This window comes from Rhodanobacter sp. Col0626, from assembly GCF_049994385.1.
In the GTDB taxonomy this organism is placed as follows: domain Bacteria; phylum Pseudomonadota; class Gammaproteobacteria; order Xanthomonadales; family Rhodanobacteraceae; genus Rhodanobacter.
In genome coordinates this window covers 3,527,728-3,552,921 of sequence record NZ_CP188260.1, presented here as the reverse complement: position 1 = coordinate 3,552,921, position 25,194 = coordinate 3,527,728, and the positions used below count along the sequence as shown (strand labels likewise).

General features: G+C 63.7%; 23 protein-coding genes and 1 riboswitch. Of the genes, 12 read left to right on the top strand and 11 right to left on the bottom strand.

The features are described 5' to 3' along the window. Positions 1-112: 112 nt before the first annotated feature. Positions 113-1,015 (bottom strand): CPBP family intramembrane glutamic endopeptidase, encoded by a 903-nt coding sequence (locus tag ACPPVV_RS15670; RefSeq protein WP_426700797.1) that lies wholly within the window; start codon positions 1,013-1,015, stop codon positions 113-115. Positions 1,016-1,066: 51 nt separating this feature from the next. After that, positions 1,067-2,668 (bottom strand): peptide chain release factor 3, encoded by a 1,602-nt coding sequence (locus ACPPVV_RS15665; RefSeq protein WP_426700796.1) that lies wholly within the window; start codon positions 2,666-2,668, stop codon positions 1,067-1,069. Positions 2,669-2,896: 228 nt separating this feature from the next. Between ACPPVV_RS15665 and ACPPVV_RS15660 the strand changes: the two genes are divergently transcribed. Beyond that, the gene (locus ACPPVV_RS15660) at positions 2,897-3,202 is read left to right on the top strand and encodes a carboxymuconolactone decarboxylase family protein (RefSeq protein WP_426700795.1); all 306 of its coding nucleotides are present in this window, start codon (positions 2,897-2,899) and stop codon (positions 3,200-3,202) included. A 113-nt stretch (positions 3,203-3,315) separates the two neighbouring features. Further along, on the top strand, positions 3,316-3,786 hold the full coding sequence (locus ACPPVV_RS15655) for a DoxX family protein (RefSeq protein WP_426700794.1): 471 nt from the start codon (positions 3,316-3,318) through the stop codon (positions 3,784-3,786). Positions 3,787-3,851: 65 nt separating this feature from the next. On the opposite strand, the gene ACPPVV_RS15650 is transcribed toward ACPPVV_RS15655, so the two are convergent. The 3 genes from ACPPVV_RS15650 to ACPPVV_RS15640 all read right to left on the bottom strand — a co-directional run bounded on the left by ACPPVV_RS15650 (position 3,852) and on the right by ACPPVV_RS15640 (position 8,136). Continuing rightward, complete coding sequence (locus ACPPVV_RS15650) at positions 3,852-5,240, bottom strand: M20/M25/M40 family metallo-hydrolase (protein WP_426700793.1); 1,389 nt, start codon at positions 5,238-5,240, stop codon at positions 3,852-3,854. A gap of 105 nt (positions 5,241-5,345) precedes the next feature. Beyond that, positions 5,346-6,668, bottom strand: coding sequence for a hypothetical protein (locus tag ACPPVV_RS15645; protein ID WP_426700792.1), 1,323 nt, complete (start codon positions 6,666-6,668; stop codon positions 5,346-5,348). 133 nt (positions 6,669-6,801) lie between these two features. Next, entirely contained in the window at positions 6,802-8,136 is a 1,335-nt protein-coding gene (locus ACPPVV_RS15640; protein WP_426700791.1) for an MFS transporter, read from the bottom strand. A 243-nt stretch (positions 8,137-8,379) separates the two neighbouring features. Here ACPPVV_RS15640 and ACPPVV_RS15635 point away from each other — a divergent pair, with 243 nt between their 5' ends. From ACPPVV_RS15635 to ACPPVV_RS15610, 6 genes are all read left to right on the top strand, one after another. Continuing rightward, positions 8,380-9,153 carry an IclR family transcriptional regulator gene (locus ACPPVV_RS15635; RefSeq protein ID WP_426700790.1) on the top strand — a complete coding sequence of 258 codons (774 nt, stop codon included), beginning with the start codon at positions 8,380-8,382 and terminating at the stop codon, positions 9,151-9,153. A 37-nt stretch (positions 9,154-9,190) separates the two neighbouring features. Next, positions 9,191-10,351, top strand: coding sequence for a CaiB/BaiF CoA transferase family protein (locus tag ACPPVV_RS15630; protein WP_426700789.1), 1,161 nt, complete (start codon positions 9,191-9,193; stop codon positions 10,349-10,351). Beyond that, entirely contained in the window at positions 10,344-11,069 is a 726-nt protein-coding gene (locus ACPPVV_RS15625; protein ID WP_426700788.1) for an enoyl-CoA hydratase/isomerase family protein, read from the top strand. The genes ACPPVV_RS15630 and ACPPVV_RS15625 overlap by 8 nt, the downstream gene beginning before the upstream one ends. A 14-nt stretch (positions 11,070-11,083) precedes the next feature. Then, entirely contained in the window at positions 11,084-11,914 is an 831-nt protein-coding gene (locus ACPPVV_RS15620; RefSeq protein ID WP_426700787.1) for a CoA transferase subunit A, read from the top strand. Next, entirely contained in the window at positions 11,907-12,653 is a 747-nt protein-coding gene (locus ACPPVV_RS15615) for a CoA-transferase subunit beta (protein WP_426700786.1), read from the top strand. Before ACPPVV_RS15620 ends, ACPPVV_RS15615 begins: the two co-directional genes overlap by 8 nt. A 95-nt stretch (positions 12,654-12,748) precedes the next feature. After that, positions 12,749-14,155: a class I adenylate-forming enzyme family protein gene (locus ACPPVV_RS15610; RefSeq protein ID WP_426700785.1), complete on the top strand. Its 1,407-nt coding sequence runs from the start codon at positions 12,749-12,751 to the stop codon at positions 14,153-14,155. Between the two features lie 200 nt (positions 14,156-14,355). On the opposite strand, the gene fusA is transcribed toward ACPPVV_RS15610, so the two are convergent. From fusA to ACPPVV_RS15585, 5 genes are all read right to left on the bottom strand, one after another. Continuing rightward, positions 14,356-16,485 (bottom strand): elongation factor G, encoded by a 2,130-nt coding sequence (gene fusA, locus ACPPVV_RS15605; RefSeq protein WP_426700784.1) that lies wholly within the window; start codon positions 16,483-16,485, stop codon positions 14,356-14,358. Between the two features lie 111 nt (positions 16,486-16,596). Further along, entirely contained in the window at positions 16,597-17,256 is a 660-nt protein-coding gene (locus tag ACPPVV_RS15600; protein WP_426700783.1) for a M24 family metallopeptidase, read from the bottom strand. Positions 17,257-17,269: 13 nt separating this feature from the next. Then, positions 17,270-17,632 (bottom strand): DUF1304 domain-containing protein, encoded by a 363-nt coding sequence (locus ACPPVV_RS15595; protein ID WP_426700782.1) that lies wholly within the window; start codon positions 17,630-17,632, stop codon positions 17,270-17,272. A 115-nt stretch (positions 17,633-17,747) separates the two neighbouring features. After that, entirely contained in the window at positions 17,748-18,923 is a 1,176-nt protein-coding gene (locus ACPPVV_RS15590; protein ID WP_426700781.1) for a fatty acid desaturase family protein, read from the bottom strand. Between the two features lie 84 nt (positions 18,924-19,007). Continuing rightward, positions 19,008-19,733 carry a 2OG-Fe dioxygenase family protein gene (locus ACPPVV_RS15585; protein WP_426700780.1) on the bottom strand — a complete coding sequence of 242 codons (726 nt, stop codon included), beginning with the start codon at positions 19,731-19,733 and terminating at the stop codon, positions 19,008-19,010. 376 nt (positions 19,734-20,109) lie between these two features. Next, a riboswitch (SAM riboswitch) is annotated at positions 20,110-20,226 on the top strand. A gap of 140 nt (positions 20,227-20,366) precedes the next feature. Here ACPPVV_RS15585 and metX point away from each other — a divergent pair. The 3 genes from metX (at position 20,367) to ACPPVV_RS15570 (ending at position 23,721) form a co-directional block, all read left to right on the top strand. Then, positions 20,367-21,338 carry a homoserine O-succinyltransferase MetX gene (gene metX, locus ACPPVV_RS15580; protein WP_426703257.1) on the top strand — a complete coding sequence of 324 codons (972 nt, stop codon included), beginning with the start codon at positions 20,367-20,369 and terminating at the stop codon, positions 21,336-21,338. Between the two features lie 107 nt (positions 21,339-21,445). Beyond that, a complete protein-coding gene (metB, locus tag ACPPVV_RS15575; RefSeq protein WP_426700779.1) occupies positions 21,446-22,636 on the top strand; it encodes a cystathionine gamma-synthase in 1,191 nt (396 codons plus the stop codon). Next, on the top strand, positions 22,633-23,721 hold the full coding sequence (locus ACPPVV_RS15570; protein WP_426700778.1) for a homoserine dehydrogenase: 1,089 nt from the start codon (positions 22,633-22,635) through the stop codon (positions 23,719-23,721). Before metB ends, ACPPVV_RS15570 begins: the two co-directional genes overlap by 4 nt. Positions 23,722-23,744: 23 nt before the next feature. On the opposite strand, the gene ACPPVV_RS15565 is transcribed toward ACPPVV_RS15570, so the two are convergent. Further along, positions 23,745-24,341 carry a YceI family protein gene (locus ACPPVV_RS15565; RefSeq protein WP_426700777.1) on the bottom strand — a complete coding sequence of 199 codons (597 nt, stop codon included), beginning with the start codon at positions 24,339-24,341 and terminating at the stop codon, positions 23,745-23,747. A 381-nt stretch (positions 24,342-24,722) separates the two neighbouring features. Between ACPPVV_RS15565 and ACPPVV_RS15560 the strand changes: the two genes are divergently transcribed. After that, complete coding sequence (locus ACPPVV_RS15560) at positions 24,723-25,172, top strand: DUF3574 domain-containing protein (RefSeq protein WP_426700776.1); 450 nt, start codon at positions 24,723-24,725, stop codon at positions 25,170-25,172. Positions 25,173-25,194: the final 22 nt, after the last annotated feature.

Genomic DNA, 25,194 nt, shown 5'->3' with positions numbered 1-25,194 from the left:
CAGTTCTGTTCCGCGATCGCCGGGCCGGCGACTGGGCCTTCAACAGGGTAGCCGTTGCCGTCGCCGAACCATAGCCGGCCGATCGCCGCGATTCAGCGGCGGCCGAGCCGCCTCAGCGGCGCCGCCATGGCGGCGCCACGATCGAGCCGCGGCGCAGTGCCACGATCACCAGGCCCAGCGTGCATAGCGAGCACAACGTCAATGCGATGACCGAGGCCTCCGCACCGAACACACCGCCGCTCAGCCAGTCCGGTCCACTGCGGGTGGATACCAGCCAGCCATCCGCCTTCATGCCCGAGACCGGCACCCCGTAGATCGTGCCCTGGGCGAAGTTCCACGCCGCGTGAAGGCCCATGCATAGCGGCAGAGAGCGGGTTACGTGGTAGATCATGCCGAACAGCAATCCGGCCTCGATCGCGATGGCGGCCGAGCTCCACAGCGTGGCGCCGGGATTGCCGATGTGTGCGGCGCCAAAGAACAGCGCCGAGGCGATCAGCGCGATCCAGGTGCCCAGACCTTCCTCGACGATGCGAAACAGTACGCCGCGGGTAATGATCTCCTCGCCAATACCCGCGCCCAGGCCGAACATGAGCAAAGCCGGTAACCATTGCGCGTTCGGGTTGGTGCCGGTGACGTGATAGCTGCCCAGCAGGTACAGCACGCCGATCACCGCACTGAACAGCAACAGGCCGGCAGCCGTGCCCCTGGCGCCGTCCGGCAACAGCCTGCGTGGTGCCAGCTCGGTGATCGGGCGGCGCTCCACCAGCCGCACCAGCAGCAGGTAGGCGAGCAAGGCGGGCAGGGCGCGCATCAGGAACTGGGCCCAAGCGTGATGCATGGCCGAGGCGTCCTTGGCCAGCCAGCCCAGCGTGTGCATGCATGCGCCGACCGCAAAGCTCAGCACCGCGAAAAGCAGGGCGAAAATCACGATCCGCGCCAGCGGCGAGAACAGCAGCCAGCGCTTCCATGCGGGCGAGCCGGGTGGTGTGGTGAAGGCGATGGCCTGGTCGTGCATGCGTGATCTCCCCTTGAAGATCCGCACGTTAGCAGCGGCGCCGCTCGTTCGCTACAGCTCGACCGCCGCCGCGTGCTCGCGGGTGTTGGCGAAGCGCACCTGCGGCCAGCGTTCCTGCGCCAGTTGCAGGTTGACCCGGGTCGGGGCGATGTAAACCAGCTCGCCGGCGCCATCGATGGCGAGGTTCATGGCGTTCTTCTCGCGGAACTCGGCCAATTTCTTCTCGTCGTCGCAATGCACCCAGCGCGCGGTGGTCACCGTCACCGGCTCGAAACTGGCGTCGACGTTGTATTCGTCCTTGAGCCGGTACGCGACCACCTCGAACTGCAGCACGCCGACCGCGCCAAGGATCAGGTCGTTCGACATCAACGGGCGGAAGAACTGGGTGGCGCCTTCCTCGCTCAATTGAGCCAGGCCCTTCTGCAAGGCCTTCATCTTCAGCGGGTCGCGCAGCCGCGCGCGGCGAAAGAGTTCGGGCGCGAAGTTCGGGATGCCGGTGAAGCTGACTTGCTCGCCCTCGGTGAAGGTGTCGCCGATGGTGATGGTGCCGTGGTTGTGCAGGCCGATCACGTCGCCCGGATAGGCGGTCTCGACGATCTCGCGGTCGCTTGCCATGAAGGTCAGTGCGTTGGCGATGCGCACTTCCTTGCCGGTGCGGCTCTGGATCATCTTCATGCCGGCGTTGTAAGTGCCCGAGCACACGCGCATGAAGGCCACACGGTCGCGGTGCGCCGGATCCATATTCGCCTGGATCTTGAACACGAAGCCGGACAGCTTTTCTTCCTGCGGCTGGATCTCGCGCGTGGTGGTGGCGCGCGGCCGCGGTGACGGCGCGTGCTCAATGAAGAAATCCAGCAGCAGCTGCACGCCGAAGTTGTTCACCGCCGAGCCGAAGAACACCGGCGTCTGCCGACCGGCCAGGTATTCGTCGAGATCGAACGACGGCGCGGCGCCCTGCACCAGTTCGAGTTCGTCGCGCAGTTCGCGCATCGCCTCGTCGCCGATTTTCTCCAGCAGACCGGGTGCGTCGAGACCCTTGAAGATGGTCGAGTCCTGCCGGGTGAAGTTCTTGCCCTGCTCGAAGATGTGCACCTCGTCCAGCGCCAGGTGATACACGCCCTTCAGCCGCTTGCCCATGCCGATCGGCCAGGTCAGTGGGGCGCAGGCGATACCGAGCACGGATTCCACCTCATCCAGCAGCTCGATCGGCGAACGGCCCTCGCGGTCGAGCTTGTTGATGAAGGTCATGATCGGCGTGTCGCGCAGGCGGCAGACCTCCATCAGCTTGATCGTGCGTTCTTCCACGCCCTTGGCGCAGTCGATCACCATCAATGCGGAGTCCACCGCGGTCAGCACGCGGTAGGTATCTTCGGAGAAGTCCGCATGTCCCGGTGTATCGAGCAGGTTGACGATCTTGCCCTCGTACGGGAACTGCATCACCGACGAAGTCACCGAGATGCCGCGTTCCTTCTCCAGCGCCATCCAGTCCGAGGTGGCATGCCGCGCCGCCTTGCGTCCTTTCACCGAGCCGGCCATCTGGATCGCGCCGCCGAACAGCAACAGCTTTTCGGTCAGCGTGGTCTTGCCCGCGTCAGGATGGCTGACGATGGCAAAGGTGCGACGACGAAGGGTTTCCTGGAGATGCGAGGGCATGGGAACTGATTGGCTGGCACGTGGGCCGGACATTGTAGCTTGGATCGATCCGCGGCTCCGGCGAGGGAGCGCGCCAGGCCCGCCGGCCCTGCACGCAGCCGCTGGCCACACGGCACCTGTCGCGTCTGGAGGTAACCGGCGAACGCCAGTCGGCGAATAGCCAAGAGAAATGCCGCGTCAATCACCAGTTCCCGGGGAGATCCGGGGACATCCACCAGGAGAACACCCATGTTCGACATGAAGAACCTCGGCCGTCTGAAGAAACTGGACGAACACGCGCCCGACGTCATGAAGGCCTTCTGGGCTTTCGACAAGGCAGCCTTCGCCGAAGGTGCGCTCAGCGCGCGCGAAAAGCAGCTGATCGCAGTGGCGGTGGCATTGACCACGCAATGTCCCTACTGCATCGAGCTGCACAACAAGGCGGCACGCGAGGCCGGCGCCAGCGACGCACAGCTGTCCGAAGCGGCCATGGTCGCCGCGGCGATCCGCGCCGGCGGTGCGGTCACCCACGCCACCCATCTCTTCGCCGGCTGAAGCGACGCCTGCAAACCATTGAATCGGGAACGCGCTGCCGCTCCGCTGCGAAATCCAGCGAGAAAGATTCCGGAGGGTTCGGTGCCCGTTTCCGGTCCATGAGGAATACACCCATGAATAACGTTCCATTGGGCGCCCGTTGGGCGGCCATTCCGTTGCGCCTGATCGTCGGTTTCGGCTTCATGCAGCACGGCCTGGCCAAGGCCGCCCGGGGGCCCGACGCTTTCCCGGCGATTCTGCAGGCGATAGGAGTGCCGGCACCGCATCTGATGGGATGGGCGACGATCCTGGTCGAGATATTCGGTGGCCTGGCGATCCTGTTGGGCGCCTTTGTGGTGCTGGCGAGCTTGCCGATGGCCGTGGTGCTGCTGGTGGCCATCTTCACCGTGCATCTGCCGTACGGTTTCAGTTCGATCAAGCTGGTGGCCGTGACGGCCAGCGGCGCGCAGTTCGGTCCACCCGGTTATGAGTGCGACCTGTTGTATCTCGCCTGCCTGGCAGCGCTTGTGCTGGGCGGTTCGGGACCCTGGTCGGTGGACGGTTTTATCCAGGCGCGGAAGCTGCGCAAAAGATCATCCAGCTGATTATCGAGGCAAAGGGATTGAGGCAAGGAGCTTCGCAAGTTGAATAGCCGGCCCCGCAAAAATGCCTATTTCGCCAGCTTCGTCAGCAAGCTGTGCCAGAAATCCAGCGCCGCCGGCACCTCGGACGCCAGCAGCTTCTCGTTGAGACCATGCGCGAAGCTGTCGCCGGGCTTGCCGAAGTTGGGCGAGACGCCGTAGCTGGGTACACCGGCGTTGCGGAAGTGCATGCTGTCCGAAGCGCCGGAAGACATGTCCGGCACCACATCCAGGCCCGGGTAGCGTTCGTGCACGGTGGCGGTCACCGCGGCCACGATGTCCGCGCGCAGTGGCGAGACCGGACTTTGTACCGGTGTTGGCGCCCGCACGGTGATCTTCACGGTGGGATCCGCCACGACCTTGTTGAGCGTGGCTTCGACCGAGGCGATGCTGACGCCGGGAAAGATGCGGCAATTGATGTTGGCGGTGGCCCGCTGCGGCAGCGCGTTGAGTGCGTGGCCGCCATCGAGCATGGTCGCCACGCAGGTGGTGCGCAGTTGGCCGATATAGGCGGGATCGGCGGAGATGACGGCAGCGGCCTTGGCGTCGCTCGGGTTGGTGGTGAACTTCAGCATGGCCTGGGCGAGCGGGCCGCTGCTGTGTTCGCCGATCGCTTTCAGCGAGGCGAGGGTGATCTCGTTGTGCTGCACCGGGAAGGCGTAGCCCGCGACATGGTCGAGTGCCGTGGCCAGCCGGTAGATGGCGTTGTCCGGCGCAGGCTCGCTGGAATGGCCGCCGGGCGAAGTGACGGTGAGCAGGAAGTCGGCATAGGTCTTTTCGGCGGCTTGGATCTCGTAATCCACCGGCTTGAGTTTGTCGTCGTAGGTGCCGCCGCCGGCATCCGCGTTGAGCAGGAATTCGGCGTCGTGATAGCGCTGGGCGAGCACGCGGGTGGAGGCCATCTCGGTTTCCTCATCGCCGGAGAACACCAGGATCATTTCATGGCCGGGCACGAAGCCCTCGCGCTTGAAGCGCATCATGGTGGCGACCAGGGTGATCAGGTTGGTCTTCATGTCGGCGGTGCCGCGACCGTAGAGGTAACCGTTTTCCTCGATCAGCTTGAACGGATCGCGGGTCCAGTCCTTCGGGTCGGCGGCGACCACGTCCATGTGTGCTGACAACAGGATCGGCTTGCCCTTGCCTCTGCCGCGGTAATGCGCGACGAGGGCGGCGGTGCGGCCGACCGGGATGATCTCGATGTCGGTCTTGGCGAAGCCGGCCGACTCCAGCTTCGCGGCGATGTATTGCGCCAGCACCGGCACCTGATCCTTGCCTTCCTCCGTGCGCGTGGCGATGGCGTGGCGCAGCATCTCCAGGGTTTCCGGCATCGCTTGCGCGGTAGTTTCAGCGACAGCCTGGGGCATGTGGGAGATCGCCAGTGCAAGACAGGCGGCCAGACAGGTATGGCGGATCGACATGATGAAACTCCCCGGGACAGCGGCGGATGGTTCCCCAGTATTGGTCAATGGACCCGGCCGGGGCCAGCGGTGTTCGACCGACCCCTCCAAGAGATCGTTCGCCGCTCAGAATTTGTAATCGATCATCAGGCGGTTGTAAGTGAACGACTCGTTGCCTGGATTCAGGTTGTTTATGCCTCCGGAGGAACGCTCCCAGCGATCGCGTAGCGACAGACCCTTGAGATAGCCGTCCAGCTTATAAATGATGTCGAAATACAAGTCATGACTGTCGCCGCGAAGGTCGGTGGTGTACTTCGTGTAGGCGGCGGCCAATTGCAGCTTCTGGTCGAACAGGTTGTAGGCAACCTTGGCTTTCCAGGCATGCCCGGGGCCTTGTTCCACGAGGCCACGAAGCATCGACGTGGTGTAGAGAGGGTCCGCGGCATAGGTGACGGTGTAGGGCGAAATCAGGGCTCCGCTGCCTATTGCGCCGTCCTGCTGCGCGATCTTGTTATAAGCCACTTCAAGGCGGCCATTGGGGATGACGACACCGACATTGGCGCCCCAGGCCTTGCTTTTCACCCGGTCGCCAGGCAGTCCGAGGAACCGGGTTCGGGTGTCCACCAGGATGTTGTCGGAACCACCAGTTTCGGTCACGTACTGCGCCGCCACGAACGGATCGAAGCCCGTGCCGGTCTTGAAGGTATAGCTGCCATCGACATAGCCCAGGCGCGCGAAGCGCATGAAGTTGTAGTACCACGCCTGTGTCTTCAGGCCGCCGTTGGTATAACTCGTACCGAAAGCCCAGGCGCCGTTGGCCGAGCGCGCTGTAGCGGGCAGCGCACCGTTGTTGCCATACATGGTGTCGCCGTCGTAGGTGGACGGATAGTAAAGGTTGTCCGAGGTATAGCCGCTTGACGTGCGGCTTTTCCAGCCAAAGCTGCGGATACCGTAGATGTCCCATCCGTCGGCTGGTTTTACGTCGACCGATAGGGCTTCGTATGATGCCGGGATGACCCGTGAATCGGCCATGCCCATCCATGGCGTCGCCAGGTACTGATAGCCGCCGCGAAACGTCAACCAATGGTTCTCGTATTGCAGGTAGGCCTGGCTCAGCGCGCTGACGGAATCGTCGAGTCCCATCAGCGATGCATCAACTTTGGCCGTGTTGTTGGATTGCGAGCCGAACGAGTTGGCGCTGGCCAGGGAGCCGACGAGGCTGAAGCCACCACCGAAGGTTCCGGTGCGTGCGTTGATCAGCACCGAGCCGGCTAATGCGCTGGCGTCCGGAACCGTGTTGGTCTCGTAGATGCGATTGAAGTTATAGGCACGAATTTCGCCGTCCACATGACCCTGGGCAAAGATGTCGTTGAGATCATTGGCATGTGCATTCGAACAGATTGTGCCAAGAACACAGGCAACGGCCGCAGCGATAAGTTTGTAGTGCATGTCTCAGTTCCCATGATGTCTTGCGGAGGTAGGTTCAGCAATCCGTGGCACAGGCGTGATCCAAGTCTGTGCAGGGTGGCTTGGGCGACATCCACTTTAACTGCCGTGGATTTGTCGGCCCGCACTCAGTTCTCTAAGGCGCCACGCGCGTCTCGTGCGCGGCGGGGATGGCTCGTGCAGACGATCCTTGGCCGATCAATGCCCCGGATCGATGCAACATATAGACGCCGGCCAGTCCGGCGAACGCGGAAAACGCAAGCCAGGCACCGGGCATCGCCTTATTGTCGGTGACATGGATGAGCCAGGTCGAGATCGCCGGAGTGAAGCCGCCGAAGATGGCTTGTGCCAGGCTGTACGCCAGCGAAAACCCGGTGGCGCGCACATGCACCGGCATCATTTCGGTAAGGGTCACAACCATCACCCCTTGATAACCGCCATACAGGAATGACAGCCAGAGCAGCACGCCGAGCATGCGTTCGAACGATGGCGCGTCGACCAGCCAGGCCATCGCAGGGTAAGCCGTGAGTGCGACCATCGCCGAGAAGAACAGCAGGATACGGATCCTGCCCATGCGATCGGAAAGCGCACCCATCACCGGCACCCAGATGAAGTTTGAAATGCCTACGCATACCGTCACGAGAAAAGCATCACGTTCGGTAAGACCGAGTACGGCGCGGCCGAAAGTCGGTGTATACGCGGTGATCAAATAGAACATGACGCTGGTCAGCGTCACCAGCAGTACTGCGTTGAATACCAGTTTCCAATGCGTCAGAAGACCCGAATAAATTTCGCGAAGCGTCGGGCGTTGTACCTGTGTGCGCGCCTTGAACTGCTCGGTTTCCTGCAGCGTGCGGCGAATGTAGAACAGCAACGGCACGATCAGCGAACCAACCAGAAACGGAATGCGCCAGCCCCAGGTCATGATTTGCTCCTCGCTCAACACCATACGCAAGGTCACGCCGAGCACCGCGGCGAAGATGACCGCGATCTGCTGGCTGGCCGATTGCCAGGCGACGAAGAAGCCGCGCTTCCCGGGCGGCGCGATCTCGGCGAGATAGACCGAGACGCCACCGGATTCGGCGCCGGCGGAGAATCCCTGCAGCAGGCGCCCGACCACCACCAGCAACGGCGCGGCCAGTCCAATCGCACTGTAATTCGGCGTTAGGGTGATGATGAGCACGCCCACCGACATGAGGCCAAGGCTGAGAATCAGTCCCTTGCGGCGGCCATGCCGATCGATGTAAGCGCCAAGCACGATCGCGCCAAGCGGTCGCATCAGGAAACCGACGCCGAACGTCACCAGCGACAGCATGAGCGAAATGTAGGGGTTCGCGTTGGGGAAGATCGCGTGGGCGATGGCCGTGGCATAGAAGCCGTAGACCATGAAGTCGTACATCTCGAGGAAGTTACCGCTGACAACCTTGAAAACCCGGCCCGACTGGGAGCCACTTGTCTGATGCTGAACCATGCTGCGTTTCTCCCGGAAGGAGTGGCTGACTGCGGCTGGACCGTGTTCCAATATTTAATACGGCATGCCGATATTCAAAACATACAAGCAGATAGTGGCGAGCCGAGTCAATAAGCATTTTTTGTCGTATCAATATTTATGACATTGATCGCAAAGGAATTTTTGACGCGACGCAACATGGCTTGACGTGTGTGACCTTCGGGTATTACGGTTATTTGGAACAACGTTTTGGATATTGGAACGATGGATACAACTTTGCTGAAAGGCCTCGGCGTACTCGAGGCACTCGCCGCCAGCCGCAGTGCCCGGGGTGTCACCGAGCTTGCCCAATCGCTGGAATTGACCAAAAGCAACGTGCATCGAACCCTGCAGACACTAACCGCCGCCGGTTATGTGCGAAGCGGCAAAGTGCCAGGCACGTACGAGTGCACGCTCAAGCTTTTCGAGATCGCCAGCGGCGTCGTCGCGCGCATTGACGTACGCCAATCTGCCGATGTGTTCATGCAGCAATTGGCGCGACTGACCAAGGAGACCATCCACCTGTCGGTTCTCGACGGCATGGACGTGATCTACCTGAACAAGATCGAGTCCCCGCATCCGGTACGGGCTTATTCGACCATCGGCGGCCGTGCGCCGGCCCATTGCGTGGCATCGGGCAAGGCCTTGCTGGCTTGGCAGAGCGACGCATGCCTGCAACAGCTCGCATCGCGTCTGGCGGCGCCGACCAACCGATCGATTGCCAGCCGCGATGCGTTGTTCGATGAGTTGGCGAAGATCCGCCGGCAGGGCTTTGCGGTCAATCGCGGCGAGTGGCGCGATGGGGTAGGCGGCATCGCCTCCATCGTTTTCGATCTGGCTGGTGCGCCGGTGGCGGCCATCGGCATTTCTGGTCCGCTCGAACGGTTGCGGCCGGCGGCCATCCGCAAGTACAGCCAGCTTGTCGTCGATGCCGCCTGCGGCTTGTCGCGTTCGCTCGGGTATTCGCAAGTCAGCTACCCGCCAGTTGTGGTCGCCTGAGTGCGAGCCTAGCCATCGTCTATTTTGGAGAATTGCAGTGCAGCCGTTGAAGGGCATACGAGTCATCGAATTTTGCAGCGTTGCCGCTGGGCCGTTCTGCGCCATGCTGCTGGCTGACATGGGCGCGGACGTCATCAAGGTCGAGCACCCCGACGGTGGCGACAGCATGCGCCAGTGGCCGCCGATCACCGAAGGCTTCAGCGAGAATTTTGCTTCGGTTAACCGCAACAAGCGCTCGGTCACCCTGGATCTCAAAGATCCGGCTGACAACGCGAAGGCGCGTGAGCTGGCAGCCGGCGCGGATGTCATCGTGGAAAACAACCGACCAGGCGTGATGGCCCGACTGGGCCTGGACTATGCAAGCCTGGCGTCGGTCAATCCAGCGTTGGTGTATTGCTCGATCTCGGCCTTCGGCCAGGATGGTCCGCGTGCGCGCGAAGCCGGATTCGACCTGACCTTGCAGGCCATGAGCGGGGTGATGAGCGTCACCGGCGAAACGGGCGGGGCTCCGGTGAAATGTGGCGTGCCATTGTCGGATTTCACGACCGGGCTCTATGCCGCGTTCGCGATTGCCACCGGCCTGCGTGAAGTGGCCGCCCAGGGCAAGGGCATGCATATCGATGCATCCATGTTCGGCGCTTCACTGGCGGTCGGTGCCCTGCAGACCAGCCAGTACTTCGGCAGCGGCATCGATCCGGAAAAGCTCGGTTCGGCCCACCCGCGCAATGCGCCCTACCAGGCGTTTCGCACCAGCGACGGATACGTCGCCATGGCGGCCGGCAACAATACCCTGTGGCGTGCGGCGTGCACCGCGATCGGCCGCGATGACCTGGCTGGATTGGAACGCTTCTCCTCCAGTGCACTGCGGGCTGCGCACCAAGCCGAGCTGAAAACCATCTTCGAACTCAGCTTCGCCGAACTCACCTGCGAGCAGGTGTTGACGCTATTCCGCCAGGCCGGCGTACCTTGCGCGCCAATCAATACCTATTCCCAGGCTCTGGCTGATGCACAGGTTGCACACATGCAGTGGGTCCAGCCGCTTGAACTGCCGTCGGGAGTCATGACGCGGACCTTCGCCTCGCCATTGCGCTTTTCCGGCGAAGGTTTTGCGATCTATCGGCGGCCGCCGGCGCTTGGCGAACATAACGCGGAAATCCTCGGGGCGGCTCATGCCGCGATGGAGGCCCAACATGGCTGAGCTCGTCGTCCACCGCAGTGAGGGAATGCTCGAAATCACGCTGGCTCGCCCCGAGAAAATGAACGCGCTGAGTGCCACCATGGTGGAATCACTGCATGAAGAGCTGGATCGCGCCGAAGGTGACGGTACGCGCCTTCTGGTACTGCGTGGCGAGGGACGCAATTTTTCGGCGGGCTTCGACTTTGGCGGTTACGAGGAGCAAAGCGAAGGCGACCTGTTACGACGCTTCGTGCGCATCGAGCAATTGCTGCAGCGTGTCCATCACGCAAGTTACGACACGATGGCGTTTGTGCGTGGCCGAAATTTCGGCGCGGGCGTTGATCTGTTCGCCGCTTGCAACCGACGCGTGTGTACAAGCCACGCCACCTTCCGTATGCCGGGTCTGAGCTTTGGTCTGGTGCTGGGCACGCGCCGTTTTGCCGCGCTGGCCGGTAGCGGTTGGGCGCGGGAGGTGTTGCACGACGGGATAACCTTCGACGCAGAGCAGGCGCATGGACACGGGTTTGTCACCCTGCTCGCCGACGACACTCGCTGGGCCGAGCTTTCCGCGGCCGCATTGCAGGCCGCCTGCACGCTTTCCGGCGATGCTGCCGAACGACTCTTTCGCGTGACGCGCGCTGATACGCGGGACGCCGACATGGCCGAGCTGGTGGCATCGGCCGCACGCCCGGGCCTGTTGCAACGCCTGCGTGATTACCGCCAGGCACTGGGCAAATAGATCAGGAAACCAACGTGACCGATAACGACGCAAGCAAAATTATCTCCCTGGCCGAGTTGACGGCGCGGGTGCCCGACGGCAGTTCGATCGCCCTTGGCGGCAGCTTCCTGCATCGCGGTCCGTTCGCGTTCGTTCGCGAACTGATCCGTCAGGGGCGCAAGTCGCTGGACATCATCAAGCAATCGCCTGGTTACGACATCGACATCCTTTGCCGTGCTGGTGCCGTGGCGCGAACGCGTGCGGGCATCGTCGCCATGGAAGGAAATTTCGGACTGGCGCCGTTCTATCGGCGCGCGGTCGAACGCCAGCAGATCGTGCTCGAGGAGCATGCCTGTGCCAGCCTGACCGCCGGTTTGCGTGCCTCCGCATTCGGCGTGCCATTTCAGCCTTGTGGTGGCCTGCATGGCTCCGCGTTGCCTGAGCTCAACGGCTGGAAAGCACTTGATGACCCTTACGGCACCGAGGGCAGCACCTATGTCATCCCGCGCATTACGCCAGATTTCGCAGTGATTCATGTCAACGAAGTCAGCGAGCAGGGCGATGTGCGCGTGTTCGGCACTTCGCACTGGGACCGTATCATGACCCGCGCTGCCGGCCGTGTACTAGTGATTGCCGAGCGAGTGGTGTCAGTGGACGCGTTTCGTGCACAGCCCGAATTGACCCTGGTGCCGCATTTCATGGTCGAAGCCATCGCGGTCGTCCCCGGCGGCGCATGGCCGGGTTCGTGTTGGCCGCACTACGAAGTTGATTACGCGGCGGTGGAAGCCTATCTGGAAGATGCTGACGGCGTATTGCAGGCGCACCTTGATGCGGCACCCGAAGTACGGGAGCCAGCACATGCATGACTCATGGTCGCCGTTCTCCTACATCGTCACCAATCTGGCGCGGTTCATTCGCCCACACGAGATCACCTTCAGTGGCGTGAATTCGACCTTGCCAATGTTGGCTTGCCTGATGGCCAAGCGCGCCTACGACTTTGACTTCACCTATATCAACGTCGCTGGCGGCGTCGATCCCGAGCCTTCGTCGATCCCGATTTCCAGTTCCGATCCCGTGCTTGCCGAACGATCCGCTTCGATCTTTGCCAATGAGGATTTCTACGACCTTTGCACGCGCGGGAAAATGGATCTCTGCTTCCTGGGCGCGGCGCAGGTCGATGGCCTTGGTCAGACCAATGTGTCGTGCATCGGCGACTGGCATCGGCCCAAGGTGCGCTTGCCCGGCGGCGGTGGCGGCGCGGTCATGCTACCGACGGCGAGGCGCGCAGTGACTTGGCGTACCGAGCACTCGCGGCGCACCATGGTCGAGAAGCTGGATTTCCTGACTGCTGCCGGCGGCATGCATGGCGTGGTCACACCGATCGCCGTGTTCATCAGGCGTGATGGACGACTGGCGCTGCAGTCCTGGCATCCAGAAGCCTCGTTGGAAGAAGTTGTCGCGCGTACCGGCTTCGACTTCCAAGTAGGCGGTGCGGTGGCGACGACGTTGCCGACAGAACGTGAGCAGGCGGCGCTTGCCGTGCTCGACCCGAAAGGCCGTTTCCAGAGTGACGCCTCCATCTTGTTGCGGCCGGAGGTTGCATGAGCGTTCCACACGATTCACTGAGCCAGCGGCTTCGCGATGCGATGAGGGCGCATGCGCAGGCGGCTCGCACGGCTTTCGTCACCACCGACGTCAGCGTGAGCTACGAGGAGTTCGGGCAACTGGTGGATGCTTATGCCGCTGGCTTCGCTCGGGCAGGCGTGGCCCGTGGTGACTTCGTGGGCCTGGCGACGACCAAGTCGGTGCATGCCATCGCCGCCTTTTTTGGCGCGATGCAGGCTGGCGGTTGTCCATGCTTCATGGAGGCGCGTATATCGGTCGATGAGCTGGTCACGCGGATGGGCGCCGTGGGTATGCGCATGCTGGTATGCGACGATCCTGCGCTCATGGTATCTACGGCGTCGGCGCTGACCACCTTTGGCGCCAGCGTCGTGGCGCTGGATGCAGTGCAGGCCATCGGCAGCTTTATCGACAGCACCTTGACCGGTGATGATCGTGCGCTGTTGCTGTTTACTTCCGGTAGCACCGGGCGTCCCAAAGGCGTGCTGCTCTCGCATGCCAATCTGTTATGCAATGCGCATGGCGTCGCGGCGCACACGCAGGTTACGGCAGCGGATCGACTGCTCCACGTCATGCCGCTGCACCACACCAATGGGGTCAACAACCAACTGATTGTACCGCTCCTGTGCGGTGCGCAGATCGTGCTGATCGAACGCTTTCGCGCCGATGACATCGTTGATTGCCTGCGCCGTTTCGAGCCCACTTACGTGACCGGCGTGCCGACGATGTACTCACGCATGTTGCCCAAACTCGCAGCAGGCGAACGGTTTCCCTCGCTGCGTTTCCTGCGCTGCGGCTCGGCGCCCATCACGACCTCCCTGCATGAAGAAATCGAGGCCGCGTTTGGCGTGCCGTTGCTGGTCTCCTACGGCCTGTCCGAAGCTACCTGTACGAGCACCATGAATCCGCCGTCCGGGCGACGCATCGGTAGTATCGGGACGGTGCTGGACGGCCAGGAACTTGCGTTGTTCAAGCCGGGTACCGACGAACGTGTCGCGGATGGCATGGAGGGCGAAATCCGCATCCGCGGAGCGGCGCTGATGCTTGGCTATATCGGGGCAGAGGTGGCATCGCCGGTGGTTGATGGCTGGCTGCGCAGCGGCGACCTCGGCTGTTTCGACGATGCCGGTTTCGTCACCATCACCGGCCGGATCAAGGACGTGATCATCCGCGGTGGCGAGAATCTGTCGCCGGGACTGATAGAAAGCTATCTACAGACACACCCCAGCGTCCGCGAATGCTGCGTCATCGGTACCGCCGATGCTGACCTCGGCGAAGTGCCGGTAGCGTTCGTCGTGGCTAAGGAGGGTGACGCCATTGAAGCGGTGGCGCTGCAGGAGCATGTCCTGCATGGACTGTCGCGAGTTTATGTGCCCGCGCATATCCATGTGCTGTCGGCGTTGCCTACGGGGAGTATGGGCAAGGTCGACAGGAACGCGCTCAAGCGGATGGCGAACGTCGCGACCGATGTACTGGCAGATTGAGTTCCAGCTGTCGATCACTGCCTTGCCAAGTGCGTCCATGTGAATATCGAGAGGTGGACCTCAGACGAGCGGGAATGCTGAGCGTTGAGGATTGATGGCTTTCCAAATGGCGTAACAAGCAAAAAGCCCAGAAATTGCTTTCCGGGCTTTTTGCTTGTTTGTTGACCGGTACAGGCCCGCGCGATGCTGGAGTCGAAGTCTTACTTCGCCTCTTTTTCCATCAGCTTGTCGACCATGCTGGCGGGCACTTCCTGGTAATGATCGAAGATCATCGAGAAGTTGCCGCGGCCGCTGGTAGCCGAGCGCAGGAAGTTGATGTAGCCGAACATCTCCGACAACGGCACGAATCCCTGCACGAAGGCCGAGGTGCCTTTCTGGCCCTGGTCGGTGATGTTGCCGCGGCGGCGGTTGATGTCGCCGATGACGTCGCCCAGGTAGGTGGCCTCGGTGACTACCTCCAGGCTCATGATCGGTTCCAGCAGCTTCGGTTTGCTGAGCTTCTGCGCCTCGCGGAAGCACTGCCGGGTGGCGATCTCGAATGCCAGTGCGGAAGAATCGACGTCGTGGTACTTGCCGTCGATCAGGCTCGCCTTGAAATCGACCACTTCGTAGCCGGCGACCTGGCCTTCGTGCGATTCGGCCTTGACCGAGTGCTCCACCGCGGGAATGTACTCGCGCGGCACGCGGCCACCGACGACCTCGTCGGAAAACACCACGCCTGAACCCGGCTCACCCGGTTCGAAGATCATCGTCACTTCGGCGAACTGGCCGGAGCCGCCGGTCTGCTTCTTGTGCGTGTACGTATGCTCCACGCGCTTGCCGAAGGCCTCACGGAAGCTGACCTTGGGCTTGCCCATGCTGGCTTCCACGCCCAGTTCGGTGCGCATGCGGTCGATGGTGATTTCCAGGTGCAGCTCGCCCATGCCCTTGAGCACGGTCTGGCCCGTTTCCTGGTCCACTTCCATGCGCAGCGACGGATCGGCCTTGACCATCTTGTAAAGCGCGGTGGACATCTTGTCGACGTCGTTGCGGCTCTTCGGCTCGACCGACACGCTGATCACCGGATCGGGGAAACGCATGCGCTCAAGCAGCGCCGGGTGCGCCGGGTCGGACAGTGAATCGCCGGTCTCGGTGTCCTTCATCGAGACGAACGCACAGATGTCGCCGGCGCGGACCTCGTCGATTTCCTTGGTGTCGTCGGCTTGCACCTCGACGATGCGGCCCACGCGTTCCTTCTTGCCGCGGGTCACGTTGAGCAGGGTGTCGCCCTTCTTGATCACGCCGGAATAGATGCGGCAGAACGTGAGCGTGCCGAACTGGTCGTTGATGACCTTGAACGCCAGCGCGCGTGCCGGCGCTTCATCCGTGACGACCTGCTCGCCGATGACGTTGCCGTCCTCGTCGACCATCGCGATGCCGCCGTTCTCGCCCGGGTAGGGCAGGTAGTCGACCACGGCGTCCAGCAATTGCTGCACGCCCTTGTTCTTGTACGACGAGCCGCACAACACCGGCACCAGCTCGCCGGTGACGGTGCCCTTGCGGATGCAGTGCTTGAGTACTTCCGGGTCGAATTCGCCGGTGTTGATCAGCCGCTCGAAGGCATCGTCGTCCAGTGCCAGTGCGCTCTCCAGCAAATCCTCGCGCAGCTTCGGCAGGTTCGTGACCCACTCGTTGTCGACAGTCGAGCCGAACGTCAGGCGGTCCTTCAGCTGATCCAGTGGCACGCTTTCCCACACGCTGTCCTTGTCGTCGGAGGCCCAGATGTAGCCCACGCCGGCGACCAGGTCGGCCATGCCGATGAACTCGTCGCTGCTGCCCAGCGGCACCTGGCACAGCAAGGCGTTGGCGCCGAGGCGCTCGCGGATGCCCTTCACGCAATGTGCGAAGTTCGCGCCAATGCGGTCCATCTTGTTGACGTAGCACAGCCGCGGTACCTTGTACTGGTCAGCCAGGCGCCAGTTGGTCTCGGTCTGCGGCTCCACGCCCGCCACGCCGTCGAACACCACCACCGCACCGTCGAGCACGCGCAGCGAACGGTTCACCTCGATGGTGAAGTCGACGTGCCCGGGCGTGTCGATCACGTTGATCTGGTGACCCTTCCACACCGCCGACACGGCAGCCGACTGGATCGTGATGCCGCGCTTGCGCTCCTGCTCCATGTAGTCGGTGGTGGTGGAGCCCTTGCCGTCCTTGGTGTCGTGCACGTCGATGATCTGGTGTTTCTTGCCGGTGTAATACAGCACGCGTTCGGTCGTCGTCGTCTTGCCGGCGTCGATGTGCGCGATGATGCCGATGTTGCGATAGAGCGCGAGGGGTTTTTGACGGGCCACGGTAAATATTCCGGAAAAGCGTCTGGACAAAACGCATGGATGGGACAGCTCAGATGCCGCCGCTGGCGGCCATTTTCAATGGGACTTGTTTCAATAGGGCTTGCCTGGCAGTCAGCCGAGCAGGTCTTCGTAGAACGCGCCGAACGGTTCAGTGGGATGGGCGATCTGGATCTCCAGTATCCACAATCCATTCGATGGCGATGACGTCAGATCTCCCAGATCTCCGCCCTTGTGGACCGAGTGCGGAAAATCGCTGACCCGATGGCCCTTGATCGCGTGGTTCAACCGCCAGCCCAGCGCCTGCGCGCGCTTATCGGCGAACGCGTACAGCGCCTGGCCGCTCAGCCCCTGCGTGCGCCATGCGTCGGCCACTTCGTCGAACAGTGCGCGCGCCGCCTGTGCGCAGGCTTGCTGCGGGGGCGCGTGGCCGACCACGAAGGTGTCGCCGACATCGCCCTCGTGGCCATCGAACACCAGCCCCAGGTCGATGAAGTAGCTGTCGTTCTTGCCCAGCCGCACATCGGGATCGGAGGGCTGCCGGTAGGTCTTGGTGGTATTCGCGCCGATGCGGATCAGCACCGGGTGCCACAGCCTCTCGTAGCCCAGCTCGCGGAACACATCCATCGCCGCGGCCCTGGCCTCGTCCTCGCTGATACCCGGACGCATGCGCTCGCGAATGCCGTGCAGCGCGGCCCATGTGCGTTCGCGGGCGCGTTGCATCAATGCGGGGTCGAAGCGTTGCCCGACCGTTTCGCGAGGGGATGTCGTCATGCGTGTCTGTCGATCAAGCCAGGTGGATGAGTGCCAATCCGATCACCGCCGGCAACGCCTGTATCCACAGAATCTTCCGGCTCGCGGTCAGCCCGCCGAAGATGCCGGCGATCAGCACGCAGGCGAGGAAGAATACCTTCACGCTGAAGCCTGCGCCGCTGGAACCGAGGCAGAGGCCCCAGACCAGTCCGGCGGCAAGGAAGCCGTTGTAGAGACCCTGGTTGGCTGCGAGCGCCTTCGACTGCTCGGCGAATTCCGCCGTGAGGCCGAATGCGCGACGGCCGGAGGGCCGCGTCCACAGGAACATTTCCAGAATCAGGAACCACACATGCAGCAGGGCGATCAGGGCGATCACGATGTTGGCGACGATGGACATGCTGTTGACTCCCGGGCGGCGATGGACAACGCCGTATGCCTCGAGCGGGCGTCATGCCGGGAAGTGTCGCAGTCGTCCCGGTTCATCGCAATCGCGGAGTGTGATCGGCGGCCAATCAGCCGGTCAGTGCCGCCGTGGCTACAGTCAATGGCGCCGCAGCGGCAACCAACGGCTGGCCCAGCTGTCGCAGCCAGCGATAATGCGAGGCGAGGCCGGCACCGAACGTGCGATGTTCGAGGTAGGGCACGCCGAACTCGCGGCAGGTGTCTTCCACCACACGGGCCACCAGCGGGTAATGCACGTGCGAGATGCGCGGGAACAGGTGGTGCTCGATCTGGAAATTCAGCCCGCCGATCAGCCAGCCGAGCACGCGGTTGCTGCGCGCGAAATCCACCGTGGTCTGCAACTGGTGGATCGCCCACGGCGTCGCCATCTGCCGACCCGTTTCGTCGGGCACCGGAAACTCGGCCTCTTCGACCACGTGTGCCATCTGGAACACCAGCGCCAACAGGATCCCGGCAACCGCCGAGACCAGCGCGTAGAACAGCAATACGGTGCCGACCGGGTGGAAGATCAGCGGCAGGCCGAACGCAAACACGAAAAACACCAGCTTGCCGAACACAAATCCGACAAGGTCCCAGCCTTTCGGCCGGTTGAACGGGCGCGCACCGACGGTGCCGGTGATCATGTCGCGGAAATCGCCGAACAGATGCCAGCGGATCGCGGTGACGCCATATAGCGGCCACAGGTAGAAATGCTGCCAGCGATGCCACGGTCGCCGCGGCTGCAGCGGCGACAACCGGCCCAGCACGCCGAGGTCGATGTCGCTGTCGTGGCCGTCCACGTTGACCCAGGTGTGGTGGAAGCGCGCGTGCTTCCACTGCCAGATGTACGAGCTGCCACCGACGAGGTCCAGTGTCAACGCCATCAACCGGTTGACCCAGCGTCGTTCCGAATACGCATGGTGGCCGCCGTCATGCATGATGTTGAAGCCGATCGCCGCCATCGCCGTGCCCAGCAGCAGCGCCAGCGGCAGGCTCTGCCACCAATGACGGGCGAACAGCAGCAACGCGACATAGGCAAGCGCGAACGTGACAAGAATGACCGCCGTTTTCAGATACATCTGCGCGCTGTCGCGCTGGCGGGTACCGCTGCGCTTGAACTCGGCGTCGACGCGGCGACGCAGTTCGCGGTGGAATGAGTTCTCGCCGTTGAATTTCAGCCGATCGGCATGGGCATCCGATGGCACGGCGGTCGCAGGGGTCCCGCGATATGTTGAATCGAGGGACATGACGACGCCTGCGAAAGACAAGACCGCCATCTTACGCGATGCCGGTTGGTGCGGTGTTGCGGCATGCTCGAGGCGTGCTTCCCGTTAGCTGATGGCCTTGAACGTCACCACCAGCACGTCGCGGTGCGCCGGTTGCGCGGGGTCTAGCGGCGTGACCGCCGTCACACCGTGGAACACGCGAGCATCGTCGACCAGGGCGGCATCCAGTGGGCGGGTGAGGGTGAAGCTGCCCAGCAGGCTGCGGTCGAGTGCGTGGATGGTGGTGGTGCCGCTTTCGATGTTTTCGCGGTCGATCAGCAACACCAGCACGTAGTCGACGCCATCGCGGTGCACGCCTTCGGGAGTGGGTTCGCCGGCCTCGTCGGCACGCGCCTCGATGCGGAACTGGTGCACCTCGACGTGCCAGTGGCGGGTGGCCGGCGCCAGCGCACTGAAGCAGTCGCGGCAAAAGCCGAGGATGCGTTGCAGGCTGACACCATCGGCGATCGCCGGCGATATCGGCTCAAACCAGCGCTGGATATCGCCCTGCAGCGTGTTGTATTGCAGGCTCTGGTAATGCGGTTGATGCGCCACGGTGCGGATGTCGCCGTCGCTGTCGGCGGCGAACGTGGCATGGCGCCGGCGCCGATGACGACCGCTGGCGGCGAGATAGATGTCCGGCGCCAAGTCGTTCCAGCTGGCCGTGAATGCGGGCCAGTCGGGCAGGGTTTGCGCTTCCAGCAGGTTGCGCATGATATCGGCGGTGACAAAGGCAAAACCGTCGCTTTGCAGCCGGGCATGCAAGGCGGGCGTATCGGCGTGGGGAATCATCCGGCTACGTTAGCAGCGAGCGCATCCGGCGGCGATGGGTTTTGATCGGCCTCGCGACGCTCACCGCCGGATAGGCCGGCCACCCCGTTCCCGGGGACGCAATGGGCCATCGAGGCACAGGTCAGTCCGGCAGCCCCGTTGACTGCGACGGCGCCGATAAGGCTCGGTGGTTGCAGGGACAAGGCAGGGGTCCGGTGTTCATGGTGCGGGAATTTCCCGGTTCAGTGAGGTCGGGCGCCATGACGGCCGGGGCGGTCCTGGCCTGGGCATTGGTTCCCCTTTGCGCCCTGTTTGTAGCCATATAAGGCGATCGTATGGACGTGTAGACGTTTAGACGTCTATTGACACCGGGACGGTGCGGCTTTAGAGTCCGTCGAACTCATCGAGACCGGCGGAGGGATAGGCCCTTTGATGCCGGGGCAACCTGCGGGAAACGTTCCTGTCACGGTGCCAAATCCTGCGGAGGCACCACGGTGCCGCCGAGAGATGGGCGTCATTCCTGCCGCAGCCTCGCTGCTTGTGCGTGCATGACACCCTTCTCCGGTTCCTCCCAGGCGATGCCGACCGGAGAACCGCATGACCTGTCAACCGCTACCGATGGCTACCCCCGCTCCGATCGGTCTGCCGGCGCACATGCGTTTCGATGACCGGCCTGACGACCTCACCGCGCAGCGCAGCACGCGCCGGCTCACATTCCATCCGAAGTACGGCGCCGGCCCCTGCGAGGTCGATGTGCACTATCTATGGTGCGGCGCAGCCGATGCGCCCACGTTGATCGTGCAGGGCGGGATCTCGGCCAACCGCGACGTCGTGGCGCTGGACGGCGACGCGGCGCCGGGCTGGTGGCAGGAACTGGTAACCGCCGGTGGGGCGATCGATCTGGATCGCTACCGGGTATTGGCCATCGACTGGTTGACCCCGGACCAGTTCGGCGCCGACTCCGTCTCCAGCGAGGATCAGGCCGATGCGCTGGCCGCCCTGCTGCGTGAGCTGGACATCCCGCGGGCTTACGCCTTTATCGGTTCCTCGTATGGCGCGATGGTGGCGCTGGCGTTCGCCGCGCGGCATCCGCATAGCGTCGAACGGCTGGTTCTGCTGGCTGGCGCCCATCGGCCGCACCCGCTCAGCACGGCGCAGCGCAGCGTGCAGCGGGGCATCGTGCGGCTGGGTCAGGCCAGTGGCCAGGTCGACGAGGCGCTGGCGCTGGCCCGCCAACTGGCGATCACCACATACCGCGGCAGCGGCGAATTCGGCCGTCGCTTTGCCGGGGAACCGGAATGGCGCGACGAGCGCTTCCATTTTCCGGTCGAGGATTACCTGGAGCACCAGGGCCGCCGCTTTGTCGAGCGCTTCGACGCGGGCCGTTTCCTGGCCCTGTCCGAGTCGATCGACCTGCACGACGTCAAGCCCGAGCAGGTGCCCGCGCCGACCACCCTGATCGGGTTTCCATCCGACCGGTTGGTGCCATTGGCCGACCTGTGCGAACTGCAGCGTCGCCTGCTGGGCCCGGCCACGCTGGAAGTGGTCGAGTCCCCTTACGGTCACGACGCCTTCCTGAAAGAACCCGAACAACTCGCGCCGCTGCTGCGCGAAGCCCTTGCATAGAAGCCAGCCCGAGGGCGATGCCCGTTGTTTTGAAACACCGGAAGTGGCATCGCCGACAGGCGGGTTTCTACACAGAAAACATGATGACGACTGACCTGGAGATGGACATGAGCGACACCACCGCCCCCTGTACCCGCGCCGTGCGCGCCGGCATCGAGAGCGACACCCAGCATGGCGCCGTGGTGCCACCGCTGCATCTGTCGACCAACTACAGCTTCGACGGCTTCGGCCGCAAGCGTCCCTACGACTATTCGCGCAGCGGCAACCCGACCCGCGACCTGCTCGGCAACGCATTGGCGGAACTGGAGCAGGGCGTCGGTGCGGTGGTGACATCCAGCGGCATGTCGGCGGTGGCGTTGGCGCTGGAATTGGTGCCGGCCGGTGCCACCGTGCTGGCGGCGCACGATTGCTATGGCGGCACCTGGCGGCTGCTCGACGCCTGGGCGAAGAAAGGCCGCTTCCAGGTCGAATTCGCCGACCTCACCGACACGGTGGCGCTGGCGGCCGGACTGGCACGCAAGCCGGCTCTGGTGTGGGTCGAGACGCCGTCGAACCCGCTGCTGCGGATCACCGACATCCGCCATGTGGCGCAGGCCGCGCACGCGGTCGGGGCGCTGCTCGTGGTCGACAACACCTTCCTGTCGCCGGCGTTGCAACAGCCGTTGCTGCTCGGCGCCGACGTGGTGGTGCACTCCACCACCAAGTACATCAACGGGCACAGCGACGTGGTGGGCGGCGCGGTGGTGGCAGGCGACGCGGCGGTGTTCGAGCAGCTGAAGTGGTGGGCCAACTGCAACGGCCTCACCGGCGCGCCGTTCGACAGCTATCTCACCCTGCGCGGCCTGCGCACGTTGGGCGTGCGCCTGCGCCAGCACCAGGAGAACGCCACCCGCATCGCGGAGCAGCTCGATCGCCATGCGGCAGTGCGCAAGGTGTATTACCCGGGCATGGCCGATCATGCCGGCCATGCGCTGGCGGCGCGCCAGCAGCAGGGTTTTGGCGCCATGCTCAGTTTCGAGCTGGACGGTGACGTGAACCAGATCGCGGCGTTCGTCGACGGCCTGCAGTATTTCTCGCTGGCCGAATCCCTGGGCGGCGTGGAGAGCCTGATCGCGCACCCGGCCACCATGACCCACGCATCGATGGCGCCTGAAGCGCGGCGCACCGCCGGCATCGCCGACAGCCTGTTGCGCGTGTCGGTGGGTATCGAGGACGGCGACGACCTGCTGCGCGATCTCGATGCCGCGCTGATCCGCGCTGCGGCCGTGGAGACGTCCAAACGCCAGGTGACCGCATGAGCGCAGTGCTGGCCGGACATAGCCGCGCGGCCGCGCCCGGCGTGCGGGCGGATGGTTCGATTGCGGTGGTGTTGCTCGGTACCGGCGTGGTCGGTGGCGCGCTGCTGAAGCTGTTGAATACGCCCGCCGCGGCATCCCTGCGGCTGGTCGGCGCCGCCAACTCGCGCCGACAGCAGACCGACGCCCCCAGTCTCGCCAGCCGCAGCCTGCGCGAGCAACTGGACAGTCACGGCGATCCGCGTGACAACATCCGCCTGCTCGCGGCGCTCGACGCCAGTGGCGCGTCGGCCAGGGTGATCGTGGATGCCACCGCCAGTGCACCGCTGGCTCATCGCCATGCGGAGTGGCTGGCGCGCGGCTACCACGTGGTCACCGCGAACAAGGCGCTGGCCGGTGGCGAACTCCCTGGCTGGCGCGCCCTGCAGGTGGCGTTGGCCAGCGGCGGCCGCTACGGCGATTCGGCTACGGTGGGTGCCGGCTTGCCGGTGCTGTCGACCTTGCGCCGCCTGCGCGGCTGTGGCGATGCCCTGCTCACGCTGGAGGGTGTGTTCTCCGGCTCGCTGTCGTGGCTGTTCAATCGATACGACGGCAGCCAGCCGTTCTCCGAGCTGCTGCGCGAGGCACGCCAGCTCGGCTACACCGAGCCCGATCCGCGCTCGGACCTGTCCGGCGAGGACGTGGCGCGCAAACTGCTGATCATTGCCCGCAGCGCCGGCTTCGCGCTCGGCAGCGACGAGGTCGATGTGCAGGGGCTGGTCCCCGAAGCATTGCGCGCGCTGGATACCGATGCCTTCCTTGCCCGTCTGGACGAGCTGGACGAGCCACTCGCCGAGCTGCACGCCAAGGCGAGGTCACGCGGTTGCGTGCTTCGCTTTCTCGCCCGCCTCAACCAGCGCGGCCGAGCGCGCGTCGGCCTGGTCGAAGTGCCGCCGAACCACCCGGCCGCACGCCTGTATGGCACCGATAACCAGTTCGCACTTACCACCACCCGTTACAACACCCAGCCACTGGTGATCCAGGGGCCGGGTGCCGGGCCGGAAGTGACGGCGCAGGCCTTGCTGGGGGATGTGCTGGCGCTGGTCTGAGCGACCAGCGTCATCGGCATGCATCACTCGGCCTGGATCGCCTCGATCTGGATACGCAGTGTCACCGCCATGCTGAAGCCATAGGCTTTGCCGGCGTCCATGCCGAACGCGTCACGCTGGAACGTGGCCAGCGCATCGGCGCCGCAAACTTCGCGTTTCAACATCGGGTGCGGCATGCACTTGAAGCTGTTGATCTTCAGGTCCAGCGGATGCGTGACGCCGTGCAGGGTCAGCTGGCCCGCGACCGTGGTGGGCGCACCGTTGACGAAGCCGGCGAGATTGCCCTTGTAGGTGGCTTGCGGATACTTGCTCGTCTCGAACAATTCCTTGCCCTGCGCGCCCTTGTTGAGCTGATCCTGCCCGAAGTCCGCGCTTTTCATATCGACGATGACGTGCACCGTTCCGGTGCCGGCCGCCTTGTCCAGCATGACGGTGCCGCGGCTGTGGTCGAATTTGCCGCGCCATACCGACAAGCCGCCGAAATGATCGGCTTCGAAGCTGGGATAGGTGTGATCAGGATCGATTTTGTAGGTGACCGTGGCGGCGCTGGCGCCGATGCTGAGCGACAGCAAGGCCAGCAGGCTGAGCGCGGGAATGGCCAGGCGGGTTGTACGTGTCATGTCGATGTCCTTGCGTGAGGTCATGGGGCGCCGATCGGAGTGTGGCGCTTGCAAGGGCGACGAATGAAGACGGATGCTTTCGACAGGGGCTGCCGATTCCTTTTCCCGGAAAGAAAGTGCGCGGTAGCATGCCGCGCGCTTTGGTGGCAGTGACGGAGTCATCGTCGCCTCGTTCTTGGCGCGCGCCGCGGAGACTTGTTCTGGAGCGACGGCTGACTCGTCGGGTTGTCGATGTTCACGATGTGGCGGCTCCCCCGGCATGACCTGCGAGATGGCAGGCTGCATGGTTGTATGTTGCATTGCGACAGGATCCTGTCGATACTTTTCGCGTGCCTGGAAATTTATACGTCTAGAAGTCCAAATGATCGGATGGATGATTTCATGAATGTTCGCTCGCTGGTGCCCCTTGTCCTCCTCGCCGCGCTGCTGGTCGGCTGCGCCACGCCGGCGGCCCGGCCGGGAGCGGTGTTGCATGGCGATGCGGCCCACCCGGCGCAGGCCGCGGGTTGGGTCGACACCCGGCTGTATTTCGGTCTGGGCCTGGCCGACAAACCCGAGCAGGGTGTCAGCGAGCAGTCATGGCGGGAGTTTCTCGACAGCGAGGTGAGTACGCGCTTCCCCGACGGTCTCAGTGTGATCGACGTCTATGGCCAATGGCAGGGCAAGCAGCAGACCAGCCCGGAACGGCTGCGCTCCAAGATGCTGGTGATCGACTATCCGGATACGCCGGCAAACCGCGCCAAGGTCGAGGCGATCCGTGCGGCGTGGAAGCAGCGCACCGGCGACCAGTCGGTGCTGCGGGTGACCCAGCCGGCGGACGTGTCATTCTGAGCGCCATCGAGGTGACCCTCCC